The sequence below is a fragment of the Acidovorax sp. 62 genome (genome assembly GCF_002754495.1).
Lineage (GTDB): Bacteria > Pseudomonadota > Gammaproteobacteria > Burkholderiales > Burkholderiaceae_C > Acidovorax.
This window is the reverse complement of the sequence record NZ_PEFJ01000001.1, coordinates 3245319-3266099: the sequence shown is the minus strand read 5'-3', so window position 1 is coordinate 3266099 and position 20781 is coordinate 3245319. Positions and strand designations below refer to the sequence as shown.

23 protein-coding genes are annotated in these 20781 nt (G+C 57.0%); 20 read left to right on the top strand and 3 right to left on the bottom strand.

Annotated elements, in window-relative coordinates; genetic code table 11:
- The first annotated feature begins 155 nt into the window (after window positions 1-155).
- The 4 genes from CLU86_RS14635 to CLU86_RS14620 all read left to right on the top strand — a co-directional run bounded on the left by CLU86_RS14635 (window position 156) and on the right by CLU86_RS14620 (window position 4107).
- On the top strand, window positions 156-1637 hold the full coding sequence (locus CLU86_RS14635; protein WP_099742112.1) for a flagellin: 1482 nt from the start codon (window positions 156-158) through the stop codon (window positions 1635-1637).
- A 215-nt stretch (window positions 1638-1852) separates the two neighbouring features.
- Window positions 1853-3286 (top strand): flagellar filament capping protein FliD, encoded by a 1434-nt coding sequence (gene fliD, locus CLU86_RS14630; RefSeq protein WP_099742111.1) that lies wholly within the window; start codon window positions 1853-1855, stop codon window positions 3284-3286.
- 62 nt (window positions 3287-3348) lie between these two features.
- The gene (gene fliS / locus CLU86_RS14625) at window positions 3349-3804 is read left to right on the top strand and encodes a flagellar export chaperone FliS (protein WP_099656758.1); all 456 of its coding nucleotides are present in this window, start codon (window positions 3349-3351) and stop codon (window positions 3802-3804) included.
- Between the two features lie 3 nt (window positions 3805-3807).
- Window positions 3808-4107: a flagellar protein FliT gene (locus tag CLU86_RS14620; RefSeq protein WP_099656757.1), complete on the top strand. Its 300-nt coding sequence runs from the start codon at window positions 3808-3810 to the stop codon at window positions 4105-4107.
- Between the two features lie 93 nt (window positions 4108-4200).
- Here CLU86_RS14620 and fliE read toward each other — a convergent pair whose 3' ends face one another.
- Entirely contained in the window at window positions 4201-4512 is a 312-nt protein-coding gene (gene fliE / locus CLU86_RS14615) for a flagellar hook-basal body complex protein FliE (protein ID WP_099742110.1), read from the bottom strand.
- 173 nt (window positions 4513-4685) lie between these two features.
- On the opposite strand from fliE, the gene fliF reads away from it, so the two are divergent.
- The 13 genes from fliF (at window position 4686) to fliR (ending at window position 15738) form a co-directional block, all read left to right on the top strand.
- Entirely contained in the window at window positions 4686-6374 is a 1689-nt protein-coding gene (fliF, locus tag CLU86_RS14610) for a flagellar basal-body MS-ring/collar protein FliF (protein WP_099743590.1), read from the top strand.
- A gap of 26 nt (window positions 6375-6400) precedes the next feature.
- Window positions 6401-7396: a flagellar motor switch protein FliG gene (gene fliG, locus CLU86_RS14605; RefSeq protein WP_099656755.1), complete on the top strand. Its 996-nt coding sequence runs from the start codon at window positions 6401-6403 to the stop codon at window positions 7394-7396.
- The gene (locus tag CLU86_RS14600) at window positions 7380-8117 is read left to right on the top strand and encodes a flagellar assembly protein FliH (protein WP_099743589.1); all 738 of its coding nucleotides are present in this window, start codon (window positions 7380-7382) and stop codon (window positions 8115-8117) included. The genes fliG and CLU86_RS14600 overlap by 17 nt, the downstream gene beginning before the upstream one ends.
- A gap of 25 nt (window positions 8118-8142) precedes the next feature.
- Window positions 8143-9501: a flagellar protein export ATPase FliI gene (gene fliI / locus CLU86_RS14595; protein ID WP_233195030.1), complete on the top strand. Its 1359-nt coding sequence runs from the start codon at window positions 8143-8145 to the stop codon at window positions 9499-9501.
- 14 nt (window positions 9502-9515) lie between these two features.
- On the top strand, window positions 9516-9980 hold the full coding sequence (gene fliJ, locus CLU86_RS14590; RefSeq protein WP_099742109.1) for a flagellar export protein FliJ: 465 nt from the start codon (window positions 9516-9518) through the stop codon (window positions 9978-9980).
- A 1-nt stretch (window position 9981) separates the two neighbouring features.
- A complete protein-coding gene (locus CLU86_RS23065; RefSeq protein WP_233195028.1) occupies window positions 9982-11301 on the top strand; it encodes a flagellar hook-length control protein FliK in 1320 nt (439 codons plus the stop codon).
- A 191-nt stretch (window positions 11302-11492) separates the two neighbouring features.
- Window positions 11493-12077, top strand: a complete 585-nt coding sequence (fliL, locus tag CLU86_RS14580) for a flagellar basal body-associated protein FliL (protein ID WP_233195025.1) — start codon at window positions 11493-11495, stop codon at window positions 12075-12077.
- Window positions 12078-12095: 18 nt separating this feature from the next.
- On the top strand, window positions 12096-13100 hold the full coding sequence (fliM, locus tag CLU86_RS14575) for a flagellar motor switch protein FliM (RefSeq protein ID WP_099656752.1): 1005 nt from the start codon (window positions 12096-12098) through the stop codon (window positions 13098-13100).
- Window positions 13090-13521: a flagellar motor switch protein FliN gene (fliN, locus tag CLU86_RS14570; protein WP_099656751.1), complete on the top strand. Its 432-nt coding sequence runs from the start codon at window positions 13090-13092 to the stop codon at window positions 13519-13521. Before fliM ends, fliN begins: the two co-directional genes overlap by 11 nt.
- A gap of 7 nt (window positions 13522-13528) precedes the next feature.
- Window positions 13529-13876, top strand: coding sequence for a flagellar biosynthetic protein FliO (locus CLU86_RS14565; protein ID WP_099742108.1), 348 nt, complete (start codon window positions 13529-13531; stop codon window positions 13874-13876).
- Complete coding sequence (gene fliP, locus CLU86_RS14560; protein WP_369803823.1) at window positions 13869-14669, top strand: flagellar type III secretion system pore protein FliP; 801 nt, start codon at window positions 13869-13871, stop codon at window positions 14667-14669. Before CLU86_RS14565 ends, fliP begins: the two co-directional genes overlap by 8 nt.
- Window positions 14670-14684: 15 nt before the next feature.
- The gene (fliQ, locus tag CLU86_RS14555) at window positions 14685-14954 is read left to right on the top strand and encodes a flagellar biosynthesis protein FliQ (protein ID WP_099656748.1); all 270 of its coding nucleotides are present in this window, start codon (window positions 14685-14687) and stop codon (window positions 14952-14954) included.
- A gap of 13 nt (window positions 14955-14967) precedes the next feature.
- Window positions 14968-15738, top strand: a complete 771-nt coding sequence (gene fliR / locus CLU86_RS14550) for a flagellar biosynthetic protein FliR (RefSeq protein WP_099658813.1) — start codon at window positions 14968-14970, stop codon at window positions 15736-15738.
- Between the two features lie 55 nt (window positions 15739-15793).
- On the opposite strand, the gene CLU86_RS14545 is transcribed toward fliR, so the two are convergent.
- Window positions 15794-16426 (bottom strand): response regulator transcription factor, encoded by a 633-nt coding sequence (locus CLU86_RS14545; protein WP_233195024.1) that lies wholly within the window; start codon window positions 16424-16426, stop codon window positions 15794-15796.
- Complete coding sequence (locus tag CLU86_RS14540; RefSeq protein ID WP_099742107.1) at window positions 16416-17534, bottom strand: ATP-binding protein; 1119 nt, start codon at window positions 17532-17534, stop codon at window positions 16416-16418. The genes CLU86_RS14545 and CLU86_RS14540 overlap by 11 nt, the downstream gene beginning before the upstream one ends.
- Window positions 17535-17713: 179 nt before the next feature.
- On the opposite strand from CLU86_RS14540, the gene CLU86_RS14535 reads away from it, so the two are divergent.
- The 3 genes from CLU86_RS14535 to CLU86_RS14525 are packed head-to-tail and all read left to right on the top strand — an operon-like array spanning window position 17714 to window position 20753.
- The gene (locus tag CLU86_RS14535; protein WP_099656746.1) at window positions 17714-18160 is read left to right on the top strand and encodes a hypothetical protein; all 447 of its coding nucleotides are present in this window, start codon (window positions 17714-17716) and stop codon (window positions 18158-18160) included.
- 49 nt (window positions 18161-18209) lie between these two features.
- Complete coding sequence (locus CLU86_RS14530; protein WP_007853722.1) at window positions 18210-18572, top strand: response regulator; 363 nt, start codon at window positions 18210-18212, stop codon at window positions 18570-18572.
- Between the two features lie 36 nt (window positions 18573-18608).
- The gene (locus tag CLU86_RS14525; RefSeq protein WP_099742106.1) at window positions 18609-20753 is read left to right on the top strand and encodes a chemotaxis protein CheW; all 2145 of its coding nucleotides are present in this window, start codon (window positions 18609-18611) and stop codon (window positions 20751-20753) included.
- Window positions 20754-20781 lie beyond the last annotated feature (28 nt).

The following is a 20781-nucleotide window of genomic DNA, read 5'->3' as shown; positions in this document are numbered from 1 at the left end:
CCCGAAAACCTATGCAACGGGACGCATGACACAAGAGTGAGGCCCGCCGTTCACCCGAAAGCCCTGGAGCTGCTGGTGAGCACTGTGGCCAGGTAGACCTGGCGTTCAGTTGGCGGAAACGCCATATTCAGTCAGTTCTTTTCAGGAGATTTGCCATGGCAGCCACTATCAATACCAACGTTGCTTCGTTGACCGCACAGCGCAATCTGGGTGCAAGCCAGAGTTCGCTGAACACTTCCATTCAGCGCCTTTCGTCGGGCCTGCGCATCAACAGCGCCAAGGACGACGCGGCCGGTCTGGCGATTTCGGAGCGTTTCACTTCGCAGATCAAGGGTTTGAACCAAGCGGTGCGTAACGCCAACGACGGTATCTCCCTGGCGCAAACCGCTGAAGGCGCGCTCAAGGCGTCTGGCGACATCCTGCAACGTGTGCGTGAGCTGGCTGTGCAATCGGCCAATGCCTCCAACAGCGCTGGCGACCGTCAAGCCCTGCAGCAAGAAGTCTCGCAACTCGTTTCTGAGTTGGACCGCATCTCGCAAACGACTGAATTCAACGGCCAAAAGCTGCTGGACGGCACTTTTGGTACCCAGCAGTTCCAAGTGGGCGCCAACGCCAACCAGACCATCACGGCATCCACTGCCAACTTGCGTACGAGCGTCTATGGCAACAACCAGAATTTGTCGTCGGCCGGTGCGGGGGTGTCCGCTGCAGCCGCTGCCACTTCGGTTCCAGCCAACGGCGTGACCTCGGGTGCGGTGTCTATCAGCGGCTCATTGGGCACTGCTACTTTGAGCGTGGCCAGCAGCTCGTCGGCCAAGACCATTGCCGACCAAATCAATGCGGTCAAGGCCAACTCTGGCGTAACGGCGACGGCCCGCACCCAAGTTGAGTTGAATGTTGCTGCGACTGCCGGTTCGTACACGCTGTCGATCAAGGGCGACAACACGACGGCCCAAAACGTGTCGTTCACCCTGACTGCTACCTCGGGCGCTGACCGCTTGTCGGCCGCCGTGTCGGCTATCAACGACCAGTCTGCCAAGACGGGTGTGACCGCCTCGCTCAACAGCGCTGGTGACCGCGTGATTCTGACCAACGCCACGGGCAATGACATTGTGGTGGGCGATACCGCGGTGACGAATGCAGGCACCACCAGTGTGACCAAGCTGCAAGCTGACGGTACAGCGGTGGGTGGCACAGTGACTCTGACAGCTGATACTGCCGCTGACTCCACTACGGTGAGCGGTTACATCACCCTGGACTCGGACAAGTCTTTCTCGGTGACATCGGCCAGCAATGCGTTGACCACAGGGGGCTCATCCTTGCAAAAGGTGTCTGACCTGGATGTAACCACCTTTGACAAGTCCACCAATGCCCTGAAGACCGTGGACTCGGCCCTGTCGTTCATCAACGGTGAGCGCGCCAAACTCGGCGCTTTGCAGTCTCGCTTCGAAACCTCGATTTCGAACCTGCAGGTGACTTCTGAAAACTTGTCATCCTCGCGTTCGCGTATCTTGGATGCTGACTTCGCTTCGGAAACCGCCAACCTGTCGCGTGCCCAGATCCTGCAACAGGCCGGTACCGCCATGGTGGCCCAGGCCAACCAGTTGCCTCAAGGTGTGTTGTCTCTGCTGCGTTAAGCGAGTCGCAGCAAGAGGTGTAGAAACACCTTGATTGGCATGGCGGCGGCAGTTTTCTGCCGCCGCCATTTGGCCTTTCAACGCCGCAAGTCGGCACAGTGTTTGGACGTGCAAGCCGGGAGCGTCCGAATTGACGGGTTTCCTGGCGTGTTTACGGGCGTTCTTGGTGCGTGATCGGCGCCATAATTTCTGTAGAAGCAGTTCAGGAGGTTCCCATGGCTACTATTTCATCGGTTGGGGTTGGTACCGCTGGGCTGGATTCCGCCAGCATCATTAAGAAACTGGTGGAGTTGGAGAAGGCGCCGCTGACCACGCTCACCACCCAGAAGGCCACGGTCAACGCCAAGATTTCCGCATTTGGCCAGATGAAGTCGCTGGTATCCACTTTGTCAGATGCTGCGAGCAAACTCAGCAGCGTGACAGGCTGGAATGCAGTGTCCACTACCTCCTCAGACAGCAAGTACGTCAGTGCAACCGCAGTGGGTGGGACTTTGCCCACCACTTTCAGTGTGGAGGTGCAAAGCCTCGCCAAGGCGCAGGCCACCGCCTCTTCTGCACTCTTGCCCGTAGGTGGTGCCCTGGGGGCTGGCACGTTGCGGCTTGAGTTAGGCAAGTGGAGCGTGTCTCCGTCTTCGTTCACACCGGGTTCGGGTGTGCCTGTGGATATCGCTATTTCTGCTTCCGACAAGCTCAGTGATGTGGCCAGCAAGATCAATGGTGCCAATGCGGGGGTGACGGCCAGCATCCTCAGTGACGCATCTGGTGAGCGGCTGCTGCTGCGCAGCAAAACAACGGGTGAGGCGGCAGGGTTTCGCTTGAGTGCGATGGAGGGCGGGGATACCGACATCACCAGTGCTGCCAATACGGATGCCTCCGGTCTGTCGCGTTTGGTCAATGGCAGCACGGTGACCCAAGCGGCGGCAGACGCCAAAGCCACGGTGAATGGCATTGCCGTCTCCTCCGGCACCAACACCTTTGCGAGCACTGTCTCTGGTGTGTCGTTCACTGCGGTGCAGGTCACTACCGCTCCGATTGAGATATCGGTGGCGCAAGACACTTCAGCAGTTTCGACCAATATCGACGCGTTTGTGTCTGCGTACAACGCCATCAATCAGCTGATCAATGAGGCAACCAAGTTCGACTCGACGGCTGGCACGGGGGCGTTGTTGCAGGGCGACTCGACCACCATTTCCTTGCAGAACATGTTGCGCTCTGCGGTGCAAACGGTGACGACGGGCTCTTCGGTGTTTCAACGCCTGGCGGATGTTGGCATTACCCAGCAGCGGGGTGGCGATTTGGCGGTGGACAGTACCAAGCTGAAAAAAGCCATGACCGAGAACATGGACGAGCTCAAGAACATGTTCCGCAATACGGGTGGTGGCTCGGCTGATGGTGTTGCCGTCAAAGTCAAGGCCATGGCCACCAACTTGCTCTCGGATGCAGGGTTCTTCAAGTCCAAAGACAACGCCTTGCAATTGGCGCTCAAGCGCAATGCGAGCGAGGTGACCCGGGTGAATGACAAGGTAGACGCTTTTGAGAAGCGGATCACGGCGCGCTACAACGCGCTGGACACCCAGATGTCCAGCCTGACGGCCTTGAATGCCTATATTTCCCAGCAAGTCACCACATGGAATAAATCCTCGGGTTGATGGCCTTTAGTTTGCGCGGCATTGGCCGATAACTAAATCATCACCTCGGAAGGATTGTCAGCATGTTTACCGCCCACAACCCTCGTGCAGTCAACGCTTACCAGCGTATCAATGTAGAAACCAGCATGCACACCATTGACCAGCACCAGCTGGTCAGTCTGTTGTATGAAGGCGTGCTTGGTTCCGTGGCCACGGCCAGGGGTGCATTGGCGCGCGGCGATGTCCAGGTCAAGTGCAACAGCATTGCCAAAGCCATCCGCATCATTGAAGAAGGTTTGAGCACGGCGTTGGACCGCGTCGATGGTGGCCAGTTGGCGGAAAACCTGGGCGCGCTGTATGACTACTGTGTGCGAAAGCTGATCTCTGCCAATGCGCAAAACGACGACGCCATGTTGCAAGAAGTCATGCGCTTGATAGAGCCCATCGCTACGGGTTGGAACGAAATCAAAAAGAACGCCATGTCTCCGCAAGTTGCTGTGCCAGCCATGTCTGGAAAGCCAGTGCTGATGGAGGCTTAAATCATGTCCAGCATGTTGATTGATTACTACAAAGCCATTGAAGACAGCAGCGCCAAGATGCTGGAGGCCGCCAAGCTCAAGGATTGGGACGGGGTGGTACGCTATGAAGGCGCTTGTGCCGTGTTGATTGAGCAATTGCGCTTCAAGTCGCAAGAGCATGAGTTGTTGCCTGAGCACCGCCGTGAGAAGACGCGCATCATGCAGCGCATCTTGCGCAACGATGCCCAGATCCGCTGCTTGGCCGAGCCTTGGCTGGCCCAGTTTGAGCACCTGTTTGAAGGTCAGCCGCAGATGATGCATTGACTCCCTGGCCCCGTGTACCGGGGCTTGGCGATCAATCACCCATAAAAAAAGCGCTTGCATTGCAAGCGCTTTTTTTATGGGGTGGTGGGAGGCTCACACCTGCATGTTCATGATGTCTGTGTAAGCTTGGACCATGCGATTGCGAACGTGCAGCGTGGCTTGGAAGCCAACCTGTGCTTTTTGGATGGCCACCATGGTCTCTTCCAAGCTGACCGCAGGGTTCTCCATCTGCACTTCTTTTTGCAGCTCGGTTGAGCGGTTTTGTGCTGCGCTGACCGACTGCAGTGCGCCTTTCAGCGCACTGGAAAAGCCGACGTCGTTGCTGTCTGCCTGGGGGGCGACTGCGCGGCGCGCCAGGCCGGCGCCCGCCAAGGGGGCTGTGGAGCTGGAGATGCGAAGGTCCATGGCAGTGTCCGTAGGGAATCGGGGTATGCTGCAATCCTATCGAGGGCGCAGGTACTGATCCTGCGGAATAGATGGACAAAGGCGCGGCTTATCCAGCCAACGTCGGAGAGCCTTCGCCGAATAATCGCTCCAACGCTAGGTCTTTCGCCGGGCCTGTCATATTGGAAAGCAAGATGTCTGCTGTTGCTGAAGTCCCTCTCGTCACCCCTCCCGCAAGCCCCAACTGGCTGCAGCGGTTGTCTACTCTGGACCGGGGCCAGCGTATGCGCTTGGGTGCTGGCGTGGCGCTGCTGGTGGCAGCCGCCGTCGCTGCGACGGTGCTGGGGCGGCAGCCGGATTACAAGGTGCTTTTTGCGAACTTGAACGACAAAGACGGCGGCGCCATCATCGCCCAGTTGTCGCAAATGAACGTTCCCTACAAGCATGCCGATGGCGGTGGGGCGATCTTGATTCCTTCGGAGCGTGTGCACGATGTGCGCTTGCGCCTGGCTACGCAGGGCCTGCCCCGTGGTTCGGTGGCCGGGTTTGAGTTGATGGAGGCCAATCGCTTTGGCATGACCCAGTTCCAGGAACGCCTGAACTTCCAGCGCGGGCTTGAGGGCGAATTGACCCGCTCGATTCAGGCGCTTTCTTCGGTGCAAGGTGCTCGTGTGCATTTGGCCTTGCCCAATCAGAATGGGTTTTTCCGCGAGCAGCAAAAGCCTTCGGCTTCAGTCTTGGTGAGTTTGCACCCTGGCCGCATGCTGGACCGTGCTCAGCTGGCCGGTATCGTTCACTTGGTGGCTTCCAGCGTGCCAGAGCTGGCGCCTTCTGCCGTCAGCGTGTTGGACGACACTGGCAAGCTGCTGTCTCAATCGCCCGATGCGGCCGCCAACAATGGGGTGGATGCGCAGCAGCTGTTGTACGTGCAGCAGATCGAGCAGCAGTACACGCGCCGGATCATGGACATCCTGGAGCCGGTGGTGGGGCGCAACAACGTCAAGGCACAGGTCAGTGCCGAGTTGGACTTCAGCCAGACCGAGTCCACTTCGGAGCAATTCCGTCCCAACCAAACACCCGACTCCAGCGCCATTCGCAGCCAGCAGGTGCTTGAGAGCAAAGGCAATGCCAATAAGACAGCCACTGGGGTGCCAGGCGCTGTCTCTAATCAACCTCCTGCCCCGTCCACTGCGCCAGTCAATGGTGCCAATCCAGCGCCCGCAGCTGGTGGCCAGCAAGGGACAGAAGAGTCCAACAGCAAGCGCGAGTCCACCACCAACTATGAGGTGGACAAGACGGTGCGTGTGACCCGGGGCAATAACTGGGCTATCAAACGCCTGAGCGCCGCCGTGGTGGTCAACTACCAGGCTGGGGCCGAGGAAAAGGGTAAACCGTCAGTCAAGGCACTGACGCCAGAGCAACTGGAGCAGATGACGGGTTTGGTGCGCGAGACCATCGGCTTTAACAAAGACCGTGGTGATTCGGTGAACCTGATGAATACGCCGTTCCTCATGGATGAAGCCCCAACGGCAGCTGTGCCACTGTGGAAGCAGCCTGAAGTGCTGGACTTGGCCAAGACCTTTGCTTGGCCGCTGGGCGCGGTGTTGTTTGCCGCGTTGGTCTTGCTGGGTTTGGTGAGGCCTGCCTTGAAGAGCTCCACGGCTAAGCCTGTGGATGTCACACCAGTGGCAGGTGGTCAGCTCAATGCGCTGGAGTCTGAGGAGCCCGATCGTCCCGCGTTGCCTGCACCGGCCAAGAAGGATGAAGTCGTAGAGGTGACCCCAGAGCAACTGCGCCTGGAAGAAGCGCGGGTATTGGCCAAGGCCAATCCGGTGGCCGTTGCGAATATCCTGAAAACCTGGGTGCATGGCGATGGTGCCTGAGCCCATGACTGACTGGACGATTTTCCATGGATGAACAAGGTCTCAACGACGCGGCGATTTTGCTGATGTCTCTGGGCGAGGAAGAGGCCGCAGAGGTTTTCAAGCATCTGTCACCCAAAGAAGTGCAGAAGCTGGGCGAAACCATCGCTCGCATGAAGTCGGTCTCGCGCGAAAAAGTGGACAGCGTGATCAACCGTTTTTCGGATGCAGCATCTGCGCAAAGCCTGCTGGTGTCTGACACGGGTGACTATGTGCGCTCTGTGCTGCGGCGTGCGCTGGGCGATGACAAGGCTTCTTTGCTGATCGACCGGATTTTGCAGGGCGGGGATGTCTCGGGCATTGAAAGCCTGAAGTGGATGGACCCTCTTTCGGTGGCGGAGTTGCTGCGCAATGAGCACCCCCAGATCGTGGCCGCGATTTTGGTGCACCTAGACTCTGAGCAGGCGGCTGCGGTGCTGATGCAACTGACAGACCGCCAGCGCAGCGAGGTATTGCTGCGCGTTGCAACCCTTGAGGGTATTCAGCCTACGGCCTTGAAAGACCTCAACGAGGTGTTGTTCAAGGTGCTGGCCGGTGGCGACAAGATTCGCAAGAGCTCGCTGGGCGGGGTCAAGGCCGCTGCGGAGATCATCAACTTGCTGGGCGGCAATATGGATGCGGTGGTGCTGGAGTCCATTCGTGGTTACGACCCGGATTTGGCCCAGAAGATCATGGACAAGATGTTCGTGTTCGAAGACGTGCTCAAGCTCGACGACAAGGCAATCCAGACCGTGCTCAAGGAAGTTGCTTCGGAAACGCTCATCGTGGCGCTCAAAGGGGCTGTTCCAGAGTTGCGCGAGAAGTTTCTTTCCAACATGTCTTCTCGCGCGGCAGAGGCCTTGCGCGACGACCTGGAGTCGCGTGGCCCGATGCGGTTGTCCGAGGTGGAGGCGCAGCAAAAGGAAATCCTCAAGACCGTGCGCCGTCTGTCGGACGAAGGTCAGATTGTGATTGGCGGTGGTGGTGATGATGCCTTCGTCTAATCAGCGTTACTACTCCCGCTTCATCCCCAGCGAAGAGGTGGGTGCCGTCACGCAGTGGAAGTTTGGCGCGGTGGATGGCTCTGATTTGGTGGAGCCAGAACCTGAGCCAGAGGCGTTGCCGGAAGTCCCGGTGATTGATGAAGCGGCGCAGTTGGCCCTTGTGCAACAGGCTTGTGATGATGCCTATGCCCAAGGCTTTGCTCAGGCGCAGGCTGAAACGGCCTTGGAGTGGCAGCGCCGCATGGATGACTATGTGGCACAGCAAGGGCAGGAGCTGGCGCAAAGCCTGCATGCTGTGTCGCAGTCTCTGGACGCGTCTTTGGCGGGTATCCAGCAAAAGATGGCCCAGGATGTTTTGGCCCTGGCCTGCGATATCGCCCGAGAAGTGGTGCGCCAAGAGTTGTCTTGCAATCCGCAGGTTTTGCTCCCGGTTGTTCAGGAGGCGGTCGGTATGCTGCTGTCTGAAGGGCGGCCCGCCGTGGTGCGCATGAACCCGTCAGACATGGAGGCGGTCCAAGCACCGCTGACTTCATTGGTTGGGGGCTCGGGGGTGCAATGGTTGCCGGATGCAGCGATTGCCGCAGGTGATTGCCAGGTTGAGTCTGGTGGCACGGTCGTAGATGCGACGCTTGCCAAGCGCTGGGATCGCGCTGTGGCTACTTTGGGGCTGCAGTCTCCCTGGCAAGAGCCCTCTTTGGAGGGGGATGAGCATGCCGATTGAACCTGCCTCGTCTTGGGAGCGGTTTATGACCGACGCACGTGAACGCGTGGCCGCAGGCACCCCGCTGGAGACGCGTGGAACCCTCACGCGCTTGACGGGGTTGGTGCTGGAGGCGGCCGGTATCCGCGTACCTGTCGGTTCGCAGTGCATGGTTCAGATGCCTGGCCATGCGCCGGTGTTGGCTGAGGTGGTGGGTTTCTCGTCTGACAAGGCATTTTTGATGCCTGCTGGAGATATCCATGGTTTGTCCAGTGGGGCGAGTGTTGTGCCTGCTGCGCCCTATGTGCCCACACCTCGTCTGGGCGAGACGGCACGCCCTGTTCCACGGGCCGGGGTGCTGCGGCTGCCCATGGGGGATGGACTTCTGGGTCGCGTGGTGGATGCGCAGGGGCTGCCTTTGGACCATGGTGGGCCTGTGCAAGATGTGGTGGCTGAGCCGATGGACCGCCGTCAGATCAATGCCATGGACCGTGATCCAGTGCGTGAGTCGTTGGACACAGGGGTGCGTGCCATCAATGCATTGCTTACCGTAGGGCGGGGGCAGCGCCTGGGTTTGTTTGCAGGCTCTGGTGTGGGCAAAAGCGTGCTGTTGGGCATGATGGCCCGTTACACCCGTGCCGATGTCATCGTGGTGGGTTTGATTGGCGAGCGGGGCCGCGAGGTCAAGGAGTTCGTCGAAGATATTTTGGGGGAGGAGGGCCGTGCCAGATCGGTGGTAGTGGCTGCCCCTGCCGATGCGCCGCCTCTGCTTCGGATGCAAGGCGCTGCTTACGCCACGGCTGTGGCTGAGCACTTCCGTGACAAGGGCAAGCACGTGTTGCTGCTGATGGACTCGCTGACCCGCTATGCCATGGCCCAGCGTGAAATTGCATTGGCCATTGGTGAGCCACCGGCGACCAAGGGGTATCCCCCTTCATGCTTTGCCAAGTTGCCTCAGTTGGTGGAGCGCAGTGGCAATGGTCTGCATGGCGTGGGGTCGATCACGGCTTTCTACACGGTGTTGTCGGAGGGGGATGACCAGCAGGATCCTATTGCTGATGCGGCGCGGGCGATTTTGGACGGACACATTGTTTTGTCCCGGGCGTTGGCGGAGTCCGGGCATTTTCCTGCCATCGACATTGAGCAATCGGCTTCGCGCGTGATGCACAACGTGGTATCCAGGGGGCACTTTGATTTGGCTCGACGCTTCAGGGCGGTTTACTCGCGCTATCAGAAGAGCCGCGATCTGGTGCAGGTGGGGGCGTACATGAGCGGCTCAGATCCAGCCTTGGATGAAGCGATCCGGTTGCAACCCCAAATGGCCGCATGCCTGCAGCAGGACATGTTTGATGCCGCGTCCATGGACCAGAGCGTTGCAGCCATGGCTGCAGTGCTTGACAGTTAGCCCAGGGGGATGTCATGTCTGCCCTGAATGCTCTGATGGTGGCCGTGAGCGTTGCGGAGCGCAAGCGCGATGAGGCGCGGCAAACGCTACAGAACGCCCAGGCGTCGCAACAAGCGGCGCTGAACCAGTTGTCGCAACTGGAGGGCTATGCACAGGAGATCCAGGGGCGCTGGGGGGCCAAAGAAGGTGCCACCCTCAAGCCCGAGGTGATGTACCACCACAACCAGTTCATGGGTCGCTTGGGGCATGCAGCGGGCCTTCAGTCAGGGGTGGTGCAGGAGCTGGTTCAGCGGGTGGATGCCGCATCTCGGCAGCTTTTGGCGGCTGAGCTGCGTTTGGCCAGTTTGCGAAAGGTGTTAGAGGCGCGTCGCCGTGATGTGGCGTTGCAGCAAGCACGCCGCGAACAAAAGCAAACGGACGAGCGAGCCGCAATCAAGTACCACAGTACTGCCAATGGCCCTGTAGGGCAGGAGAGTTGAAATGGAACAGTCTCGAATTACCAACCAGCAGTCCTCGCAGGGTGCCCATGCCGCCGTCCGCGCCAAAGGCGCAACCAAGACCGCTAACGACGCTGCGCAGGATCCGGCGGCGCAAGGGGGCTTTATGGCCCTGATGGCTGCACTGGGGGATGGACTGCCTGCCGATGATGCGACAGAGCCATCGGATCTTGGCGCGATCATCGACCCTTTGTCTGCTGCTGCCGGGCAGATGTATGACCCCGCTGCACTCTCTAACGTGCAGGGCTTCTTGGCTTCGGCTCTGGGAAGTGCTGCTCCCAGTGCCAGTACCAGTGGTTTGCCGGGGGCGGTTGGTCAAGCGGGGGGCGACGGTTTGGTGGGCAGTTTTCGCGTTGCTTGGGCTCTGGATCCCATGGGTGATGGCTTGGTTGCGCAAACCGCTGTGCTGGACAAGCTGGGTGATGTCAAGGACGGCGATACCGCAGCAGGCTTGCTGGCTCAAGGGCGCCCCACACTTGCGCGCGGCACCACGAGTTTTGCTCAACGCAGTGAAGCCCTGAGTGCACTGGCGGGTTCCCTGGCCGGGAAGTCGGGAGGGGCAGAGCCAGGTAAATCCGCCAATGGGGCTGCTGATGCTGCGACGGTATTGTCAGGGGCCCTTGCTTCCGTGGCGCCCACGCGTGAGTCTGGCGTTGTGCCCGCAGTGCATGAAGGTTTGGGGGGGCGAGAGTCTTTGGGGCTGGCTGGGCTGGACAGCGCAGCCGTGTTGGCAGAACTACAAGGAAGTGGCGGTGCTGAAAGCTGGTTGCGTGACTCCAGCGATATGGGTGCGACAAGCTATGGCGGTGAAGGGGGCTGGGGCGCGCAGGCTCTGGAGTCAGATGCAGCCCGTTCCGATGGCGGTACGGCAGTTGCCGGTGGCTCGGATGGATTGGTGCCTCCCGGAGCGGAAGATGCGTTGGCCGAGCAGGTCACCTACTGGGTGAATCAGAAAACCCAGAATGCAGAAATGACTTTGACGAGGGACGGCCAACCTGTGGAAGTTTCAGTTTCTCTGTCTGGTAACGAGGCCCATGTGACTTTTCGCAGCGACCAGGAGCAAACTCGCCAAATGCTGGACGGCAGCATGGCGCAATTGAGTGACATGCTGCGTGATCAAGGTTTGATCTTGTCGGGTGCCAGTGTGGGGACTTCGGCGCGTGATGGCCAATCGCGGGGGGGCGAGGCCCAGCAAGGGTCAGATTCACGCACGGGCCAAGCGAAGGTTGTTGCGGCGGATAGCGCCACGGAGCGTAAATCAGCCGGGGTGGATGGGCGCCGCGCACTGGATGTATTTGTTTGAGTGTGCCCACAGGCAGCCGAAGACGCTTGTTCTATGGCGCCGTCGGTAGCGTGAGGTGCCGGACAGTCATGGTTTTGGGCTTTTATTCTGGCTATTATTGGTTGAGTACCCGCCCGACAATGCAACCTAGCGTCTGGTCATTGCCTTGTTGGGCATGATTGGGCAGCTGAACACAGCAAGGAATCCGCCCCGTGTCTGCCAATGCACCCGCCGCTCCGGCCAAGGAGAAGACCAAAAGCAAGAAGATGCTGGTGATCATCATTGTGGTGGTCGCCTTGCTGGTGGTTGCAGGCGGCGCTGCCGCTTGGTTTCTTTCCAGTCGTGCCCATCCCAAGGATGACGAGGCCGCAGAAGAGCCCGCGCCAGCTAAAGAGGCCGCCAAGACGCCACCGACTTTTTTACCCATGGACAACATGGTGGTGAATTTGGCTGACCCTGGGGGCGAGCGCTTTGCGCAGATTGGTATCACTCTGGAGGTGGTTGATGCCAAAACAGCAGACCAAGTCAAGCAGTACTTGCCTTCGATTCGAAGCGGCATCCTGATGGTGGTGTCGCAGCGAACATCGGGCGAATTGCTCCAGCGCGAAGGCAAGGAGAAGCTGGCCAATGACATTCTTCGGGAAGTGTCCAAACCACTGGGGTTTTCAGTGCCCGTTGCTAAGAAACGGGTGGTTGCTGAAGGTGAAGAAGAAGATCCCGAAGAGCGCGCTGCGAGGCGCAAGGCCGATAAGAACCCAGTGAAACGGGTACTCTTTTCGAGCTTCATCATTCAGTGACGCGCAAGGGGGTCATCTATGAGTGATTCGTTCCTGTCGCAAGAAGAAGTTGATGCACTTCTTGAGGGGGTCACGGGCGAGAGCCAGAAGTCGGTCGAGGAAGTCGCCGAGGCTGGCTCGGTCCGTAACTATGACATTTCGAGCCAAGAGCGCATCGTACGTGGCCGCATGCCGACGATGGAAATCGTCAACGAACGGTTTGCTCGCAATTTCCGTATCGGGCTCTTCAACTTTATCCGCCGCAGCCCAGAGATATCGGTGGGTACTGTCTCCGTGCAGCGCTACAGCGCGTTCTTGCGCGAACTGGCTGTACCCACGAACTTCAATATTGTGGCCATTCGTCCGTTGCGCGGCAGCGGTTTGATTGTGTGTGAGCCTTCGCTGGTGTTCGGCATCATCGACACCTTGTACGGCGGTGTGGGGAAATTCCAGACCCGTATCGAGGGGCGGGATTTTTCGCCCACGGAACAAAGGGTGATCAATCGCTTGGTGGACGTGATCTGTGCGGAATACAAAAAAGCATGGCACGGTATTTACCCGCTCGAACTGGAGTATCAGCGTTCAGAAATGCAGCCCCAGTTTGCCAATATTGCGACCCCGAGCGAAATCGTGGTGTCTACGGCGTTTCAGTTGGAAATCGGAGACCTGTCCGGCGCGATCCATGTGTGCATGCCCTATGCCACGTTGGAGCCTATTCGTGATGTTTTGTATTCATCGACCCAAGGCGACTCCATTGAGGTAGATCGTCGCTGGGTCCGTGTTTTGACCCGTGAGATCCAGGCCGCTGAAGTGACGCTGGTGGCCGAACTTGCCAAAGCCGATGCCACTGTGGAGCAATTGCTGGCGATGAAGCCAGGTGACTTTATTGAACTGGACCGAGAGCCGCGTATCAAGGCCTCTATTGGTGGGGTTCCCATTTTTGAATGCCAGTACGGAACGCACAACTCTAAATACGCTATTCGCATTGAAGAGTGCTTGCGAAGTGCGGACATGAGCTGGCTTGGAGAAAAAGATGTCAACTGAAGAAAACAACAAAGACGCTGCAGACGATCCATTTGCTGGTTGGGCTGAAGCACTGGAAGAGCAAAAGCGTGACGACAAACCTGCCGATGCAGAGCAGGGGGGGCCTCTGTCTGGAGAGCCTGTGCGGCCTTTCTCCGGTGGCAGTGATGGAACAGTCAATGACATCAACATGGTGTTGGACATTCCTGTTCAACTGTCCGTGGAATTGGGGCGCACCAAAGTTCCGATCAAGTACATCCTGCAATTGGCTCAGGGCTCAGTGGTGGAGTTGGATGCATTGGCGGGTGAGCCAATGGATGTGCTGGTGAATGGCTACTTGATTGCCCAAGGCGAAGTGGTGGTCGTGAACGACAAGTTCGGTATCCGTCTCACCGATGTGGTGACGCCCTCAGAGCGTCTGCGGCGCGTGAGCCGTGGATAGTCCAGGTATGACCCAGACCTTGTTGGTTGTTGTTCTGTTCATTGCAGGCATGGCGTGCTTGCCATGGTTGGTGCGTTGGGTGCAACAACGAAAGGGCGCCTCGGGCGTCTCTGGTGCCGCGGCTGCGTCCAAGGTGCTCTCGGCAGTGGCCATAGGCCCTCAGCAGCGGGTGGTGACAGTGGAGGTGGGGCCTGAGCACGCCAGAACACTGCTGGTTTTAGGGGTGACTGCGCAGCATGTGAGTTGTTTGCATACCATTCCGGCCTCCCCTGTTCCCCTACCGACAGCAGAGCGACACGTCTCTTTTGCGCAGGAAATAGCGCAGGCGTCAGCTTTGAAAGAAGCAGATGCGTAGCCCAGTGCGCCACGGCCTCGCGTGGGCGCACGGGTTGCGGCCTTCGCAGGCGTTGGCAGGGGTTGCTACAGGGCTGGTACTGGCACTGGCGCAGTCGCCCGCCATGGCCCAAACGGCAGGAAGTTCTTTACCGATCCTGGTGGGGGCAGGCTCTGGCGGTAATAGCTATTCTGTGCCCATTCAGACACTGCTATTTTTCACGGCGCTTTCCTTTTTGCCTGCCGTGCTGCTGTTGATGACAGGCTTTACGCGCATCGTGATTGTCTTGTCGCTTCTCCGGCAGGCGCTGGGCACCCAATCGGCTCCCCCCAACCAAGTCATCATTGGACTCTCCCTCTTCTTGACGATGTTCGTGATGGGGCCGACTTTGGACAGGGTGTACCAGGATGCGTATGTGCCTTACACCGCGAATGCCATTGGTTTTGAACAAGCGTTGCAAAAAGCAGAGGCGCCCATGCGCGAATTCATGCTCAAGCAAACGCGGCAGTCAGACTTTGCCCTGTTTTCCCGTTTGGCACGTTTGGGGTCTGATGTGACCGCCGAAACAGCGCCGCTGCGGGTGCTGGTGCCGGCGTTTGTGACAAGTGAGTTGAAATCTGCTTTCCAGATAGGGTTCATGATCTTCATCCCATTTCTGGTTATCGATATGGTGGTTTCCAGTATCTTGATGTCTTTGGGGATGATGATGTTGTCCCCTGTGCTGGTTGCACTGCCTTTCAAACTCATGCTATTTGTTCTGGCCGATGGATGGAACCTTCTCCTGGGTTCATTGGCTGCCAGCTTTGTGACTTGACCCGAGGAGCTTGCGGTGACTTCTCAGATGGTTTTGACCATGGGGCGAGATGCCCTGACCTTGTTGCTCATGATCTCGATGCCCGTATTGGGCGTGGTCATGGCTGTGGGCTTGGTGGTCAGCATTTTTCAGGCAGTGACGCAGATCCATGAGGCGACGCTGGCTTTTGTGCCCAAGCTGATCGCAGCCATGATTGTGTTTGCCATTGGTGGCCCCTGGATGATCAGCACTTTGGTGGATTACATCCGTCGGACCATTGAATCCATTCCAAGCGTTGTCGGTTGACGTTGGATTGCGCGTGATCACCTTCAATGAGGCGCAACTGGTTGCGTGGCTATCGCCAGTGCTGTGGCCATTTTTGAGGGTGCTGGCGGTATTTTCTGTGGCGCCGATTTTCTCCATGCGCATGATTCCCATGCGGGTCAAGATTGGCTTAGCGTTTCTTGTTGCCCTCTGTGCCCAGGGTATTTTGGTCAATCAGCCAATCGTGGATATCAATGGGCGAGATGCGATTGGGGCCGTCGTGCAGCAGGTGGTGATTGGCTTATCGATTGGCTTCGCTGTCCGTTTGGTGTTTTCTTCTGTGGAGCTGGCAGGGGAAATCATTGGTTTGCAGATGGGGTTGAATTTCGCTTCATTTTTTGACCCGGCAAGCAATGCACAAATCAGTGCAGTAGCTCGCTTTTTCGGCAATGTGTCCATGTTGTTGTTCATCGTGGTTAATGGGCACTTGATGGTGGTGATGGCGGTCGTCAAGAGCTTCGATCGATTTCCCGTGAACGGCAATTTTTTAAGTGCCTTGAATCAGATGCGGTTGTACGAACTAGGGGCATCGCTGTTCTCGAGCGCTTTGTGGATTGCGCTGCCGATGATTGCCTTGCTGCTATTCGTCAATCTTGCGTTGGGGGTGATATCCCGCGTTGCACCACAGATGAATATTTATGCCGTGGGGTTCCCTGTGACACTCACGGTCGGGATGCTCGGTATTACAGCCACCTTACCCATGCTCGAGCAGCCTATCTTGACGCTCATGCAGCAGGCTGTGGATATTTTTGCCGCACAGAGATAGCCCTCGTTCGCGGCTGACCGATACAGTGCGCTTGCTGCAAGCTACCACGCGTCTGCTATACCAGTTGGTTGCGTATTGCGTACACCGTCAGTTCTGCATTGTTGGTGAGTTGCAGCTTCTCAAGAACCCTGGAGCGATAGACGCTCACTGTCTTGGGGCTCAGCATCAGTTCTTCTGCAATATCCGACAGGCGACGGCCTGATGCAATTTTGATGAGTGTTTGCAGTTCGCGCTCAGACAGTGCGGCGTGGGGTGTTTCTTGCACAGGCTGCGAAAGACTTTCTGCCAGCATCTGTGCCACCTCGGCAGTCAAATACTTGCGTCCCTGCATGACGGTGCGAACCGCTGCAATCAGTGCCACGGGATCCCCTGCCTTGTTGGCATATCCTTGGGCGCCTGCTTTGAGGCATCGCAGGGCGTATTGGTCTTCTGGGTACATGGACACCACCAGTACCTTGATCTCCGAATTTGTCTCTTTCAGGCTTGCCAACACTTCCAGTCCACTGCGGCCAGGCATGTTGAGATCAAGGAGCAAAACGTCGCAGGGCGCGCTGCGCAAAACTTCCCGAAGCTCTGAGTAGCTGCCAGCCTCTCCTGCGACCTGAATGTCATGGGCTTCAATCAACGTGTCGCGGATGCCCCGACGCAGTACGGCATGGTCATCGCACAGAACAACATTAATCGCCACAAACTTCCCCCTCTTGGTATTTTGTTGGTGATGATGTTAGCGGGACTGTCAGCGTGATGCATGTGCCTTTTGTGGGTTGACTGCTGATATCCAGCCAGCCGCCAACAGTGCGAGCTCTTTCTTGAAGCCCTTTGAGCCCAAAGGCTTTGGGCTTGGTTCGCATTTCGGGGCCCATGCCGCATCCGTTGTCTGCAATTTCCAAGGTCAGGACGCCCTCGTAGTCGGATAGGTCGATGCTCACTTTGCTGGGCTGCGCGTATTTGCCAATATTGGTCAGTGCCTCTTGGGCGGTGCGGTACGCCACCAGTTGGATTTCTGGACTGACATGGATGTCTTCCTTGTTGAGGCGCACGTGAGTCGGGATGTCTGTTCTTCTCTCAAAACCTGATGCCAGCCACTTGACCGCCGCGGCCAGCCCTTGCTCCAGCACCGGGGGGCGCAAGTTCATCATGATGCGCTGGCTGGCACCCACAGCATGCTGCAACATGTCTGTGGCCGCCGCTGCATGCTCTTTCATGGCGTCGGTCGTGGCGTGCCGACCTATCCATGCGATGTCGAAGCGAACTGCGGTCAGTGCCCCGCCGATGTCATCGTGAATTTCGCGTGCGATGGCTGCGCGCTCTTGCTCAATGGATGTCTGTAAGTGCTCCGCTAAAGCCGCCAGCCGTTTTTGAGACTCTGCCAACTCTGCCACGGCCAGCTCGCGGTCTTTATTGGCTTGGTGCACTTCAATGGCGCGCGCCATGACATGGGGGAGTCGGCCAATGTCGTCTTTGAGAAGGTAGTCGGCGATGCCGAGGTGCATGGCGTCGACCGCAGCAGCTTCGCCAACCGCTCCTGAAACCAGAACGAAGGGGGGGCGGTGATGCAATTGCGCAACATGTTGCCATGCATCAAGCGCCGTAAACCCGTTGAGCCTGTAGTCCGCTAGGATGATGTCGAATGACCTCAGGGAAACAAGTGTCGCAAAGGCATCCAGAGAGTCAACCGGTGTGATGGCAGCCGAGGGGTACGACCGAAGAATGACGCGGTGCACCAGTTTTTGATCAGCAAGCGAATCTTCAAGGTGGAGTATTTGAAGCTGTTGCTCTGGTGCTATCGTGACCATAGGGGCGTTATCATAGGATACATCTTGGAACAAACAAGGGTGTTTGTCCGATTGAGGGGGTTGGTTGCCCAGCGTCCAATAAGTTCAGGCAATTGGGCTTGCTAGTAGCAAAATGTCCATAAAACGCCGTCTTTGATGGCACGCGCGTGCTTTGTGGCTGCTTTTGCGATGGAGAAACGATGCAATCTACGCTAACAACGCCTGGAGGGCCAGGGGTTCAAGTTCCTGTCATGGTGGCAGCAGAACTCCAGGACTCGTTGCTGGTTGTCATGCACGACTTGCACCGCTTGGAAGGCCTGCTTAGTCATGCAACAGACAACTTGCTCGAACGCTTTGGCGAGGCCAATGCCGTTTTGACGGATTCCTTTGTTGCAGACTCTCCTGAACTGCAGGCTGCGAAAAATGCCTTGCGCAGTGCTGTGACTGAATTGCAGTTTCAGGACATGGCGTCTCAGTTGATTTGGCACACCACCAAGGTATTACAAGGCTGTGCTTTTCGCCTTGCTTCAGAAGCCATGGGGCAAGAGGAGGGTGAAGAAGCTGCACCCTTTGCCGAAATGGCGCCCGACAGGCCAAACCCTGTTACACAGAGCGAAATGGATGCTGGTTCCGTCGATTTATTCTGATCGTCACGTTATTGGCTAACCTAAATATTCAAGTCAGTTGGAGCCTTACATGCAATCGATACTTGCCGTAGATGATTCACCATCCATGCGAAAAATGGTGTCTTTCACCTTGACTGGTGCGGGTTACCACGTGGTGGAGGCGGTGGATGGGCAAGATGCCCTTGAAAAAGCGGAAAGCCATGACATTCACCTGGTTTTGGCGGACCAGAACATGCCAAGGCTGGACGGTATCGGCCTCACGCGAAAACTCCGTGAGCATCCAAAGTTCAAAACCATTCCTATTTTGATTTTGACAACCGAATCCAGTGACCAAATGAAGCAGGCAGGGCGCTCTGCGGGTGCTACGGGGTGGTTGGTTAAGCCTTTTGATCCCAATCGACTCATTGAAGTGATTCAAAAGGTAATCCGCTAAAGCGGCCTAGTTTAGAAAATCCAATAGGAGCCAACCATGGCAGAAACCTACCAAGAAGGATCTGGGTCAGGCGCTGATTTTGATCTGAGTCAGTTCTATCAGATCTTTTTCGAAGAGGCTGGGGAAAATCTAGACCAAATGGAGCAAATGCTTTTGGATCTGGATTTAAGCAACGCCAATGATGAAGAGCTCAACGGGATTTTCCGCTGCGCTCACTCCATAAAGGGGGGGGCTGCAACTTTTGGCTTTTCTGATGTGGCTGAGTTGACCCATCAGATGGAGTCGCTTCTCGACAAGCTGCGTCGACACGAACTTCAGCCCATCCCACAAATGGTAGACGTTCTGCTGGAGTCGGCAGATGCCTCTCGCAGTTTGCTGGCCCGGCATCAGGCTGGTGGGCAAGGTGAAGCTGTCTCCACCACTGCTTTGGTAAAGCGCATCAGTGACCTTGCTGCAGGCCTTCCTCCGTCGGATTCAACGCCTTTGGCTCCGCCTGCTTATGCTCCGGCTTCCGTTGCTGCTCCTCCGGTTGTAGCTGCAGCACCAGCGCTAGCACCTCATGTCCCTGGTCAGATTCGGCAACTGGAGATTCACATCGGACCGCTTGAGCGCCTAGAGCAAGCCGATGCGATCAAAGAGTTGTTCCGTGACATTGCGGGGCTGGGCTCCATTCAGGATATTTCGGGTGCAGTTCCTGATATGCGTGTGTTTGCGGTAGAGACAACGTCTTCCACTGAAGATTTGCTTGACCTCTTTGCTTTCCATGTATCCAAAGATCAAGTCCGTTTCGTGGATCCTGGTGCGGCGACGGTTGCTGTTTTGCCTGACGCGGAGATGGCCCCTGTAGCAGCGTCCGATACAGACGCGGCCTATGGATTTTTTAATGATGCACCAGGAGCTCCTGGTGCGGTCGCAGAGGTTGTACACGCTGTGGTTCCTGTGGCCGATGAAGCACCCCGCGCCAAGGCCGTGGCGCCTAAGTCGTCCGAGCAAAAGGCGCCATCACAAGCACAGATGGAGTCAACAACCATTCGTGTGGCCGTGAACAAGGTGGATCAACTGATCAATCTCGTCGGTGAGTTGGTGATTACACAAGCCATGCTGGCGCAGAACAGCCGGGGTTTGGATGCTGGTGCGTACCAACAATTGCTAGCTGGCTTGGCAGATCTGGATCGCAACACCCGAGACCTTCAAGAGTCGGTCATGTCGATTCGCATGATCCCCATGTCTATTGTGTTCAGCCGTTTCCCACGGATGTTGCGAGACTTGGCGAACAAGCTGGGTAAAAAAGTGGATTTGGTGACTTTGGGTGAAGCCACTGAATTGGACAAAGGACTGGTCGAGAAAATCACAGATCCCTTGACGCACTTGGTTCGAAATAGTTGTGACCATGGGATTGAATTGCCTGCAGATCGATTGGCGAAAGGCAAGTCTGAGCACGGAACGATCACTTTGTCGGCATCCCACCAGGGCGGATCGATTGTGATTGATGTCCGCGATGATGGTCGGGGCTTGTCTCGTGAAAAGATACTGAAAAAAGCCCAAGAGCGTGGGCTTGATGTATCTGATCAGATGACGGACTCAGAAGTGTGGCAGCTGATTTTTGCCCCTGGATTCTCTACTGCCGAAGAGGTTACGGACGTATCTGGTCGCGGTGTTGGTATGGATGTTGTCAAGCGGAATATCGCCGCACTCAATGGCTCTGTTGAAATCGATTCGGCAGAAGGCTATGGCATGAAGGTTTCCGTGCGCCTTCCATTGACACTGGCCATCATGGATGGGATGTCGGTTGGGGTCGGAGAAGAGGTTTATATCTTGCCGCTTTCCTCTGTGGTTGAGTCTTTCCAGGTCAATGCTGATGATGTGAGTACGGTTGCGCAAGGCTCCCAACTGGTTAAAGTTCGTGATGAATATATGCCTGTCATCGCGCTGGAGAAAATATTCCAAGTCCCACGATTTGATTTGAATAAATCAAGCAATATTATGGTCGTGGTGGAGGCCGATGGCAGTCGTGTTGCGCTGCTTGTAGACGAATTGCTTGGACAACACCAAGTTGTGGTGAAAAACCTCGAGTCTAATTACCGCAAGGTTCCAAATGTATCTGGTGCTACTATTTTGGGCGATGGAACCGTTGCATTGATTTTGGATACGGGTGGCCTGGTCCGCCGGGCGAGGCATTAAATAGAAGTTGTGATCAGTGAATTTGGTT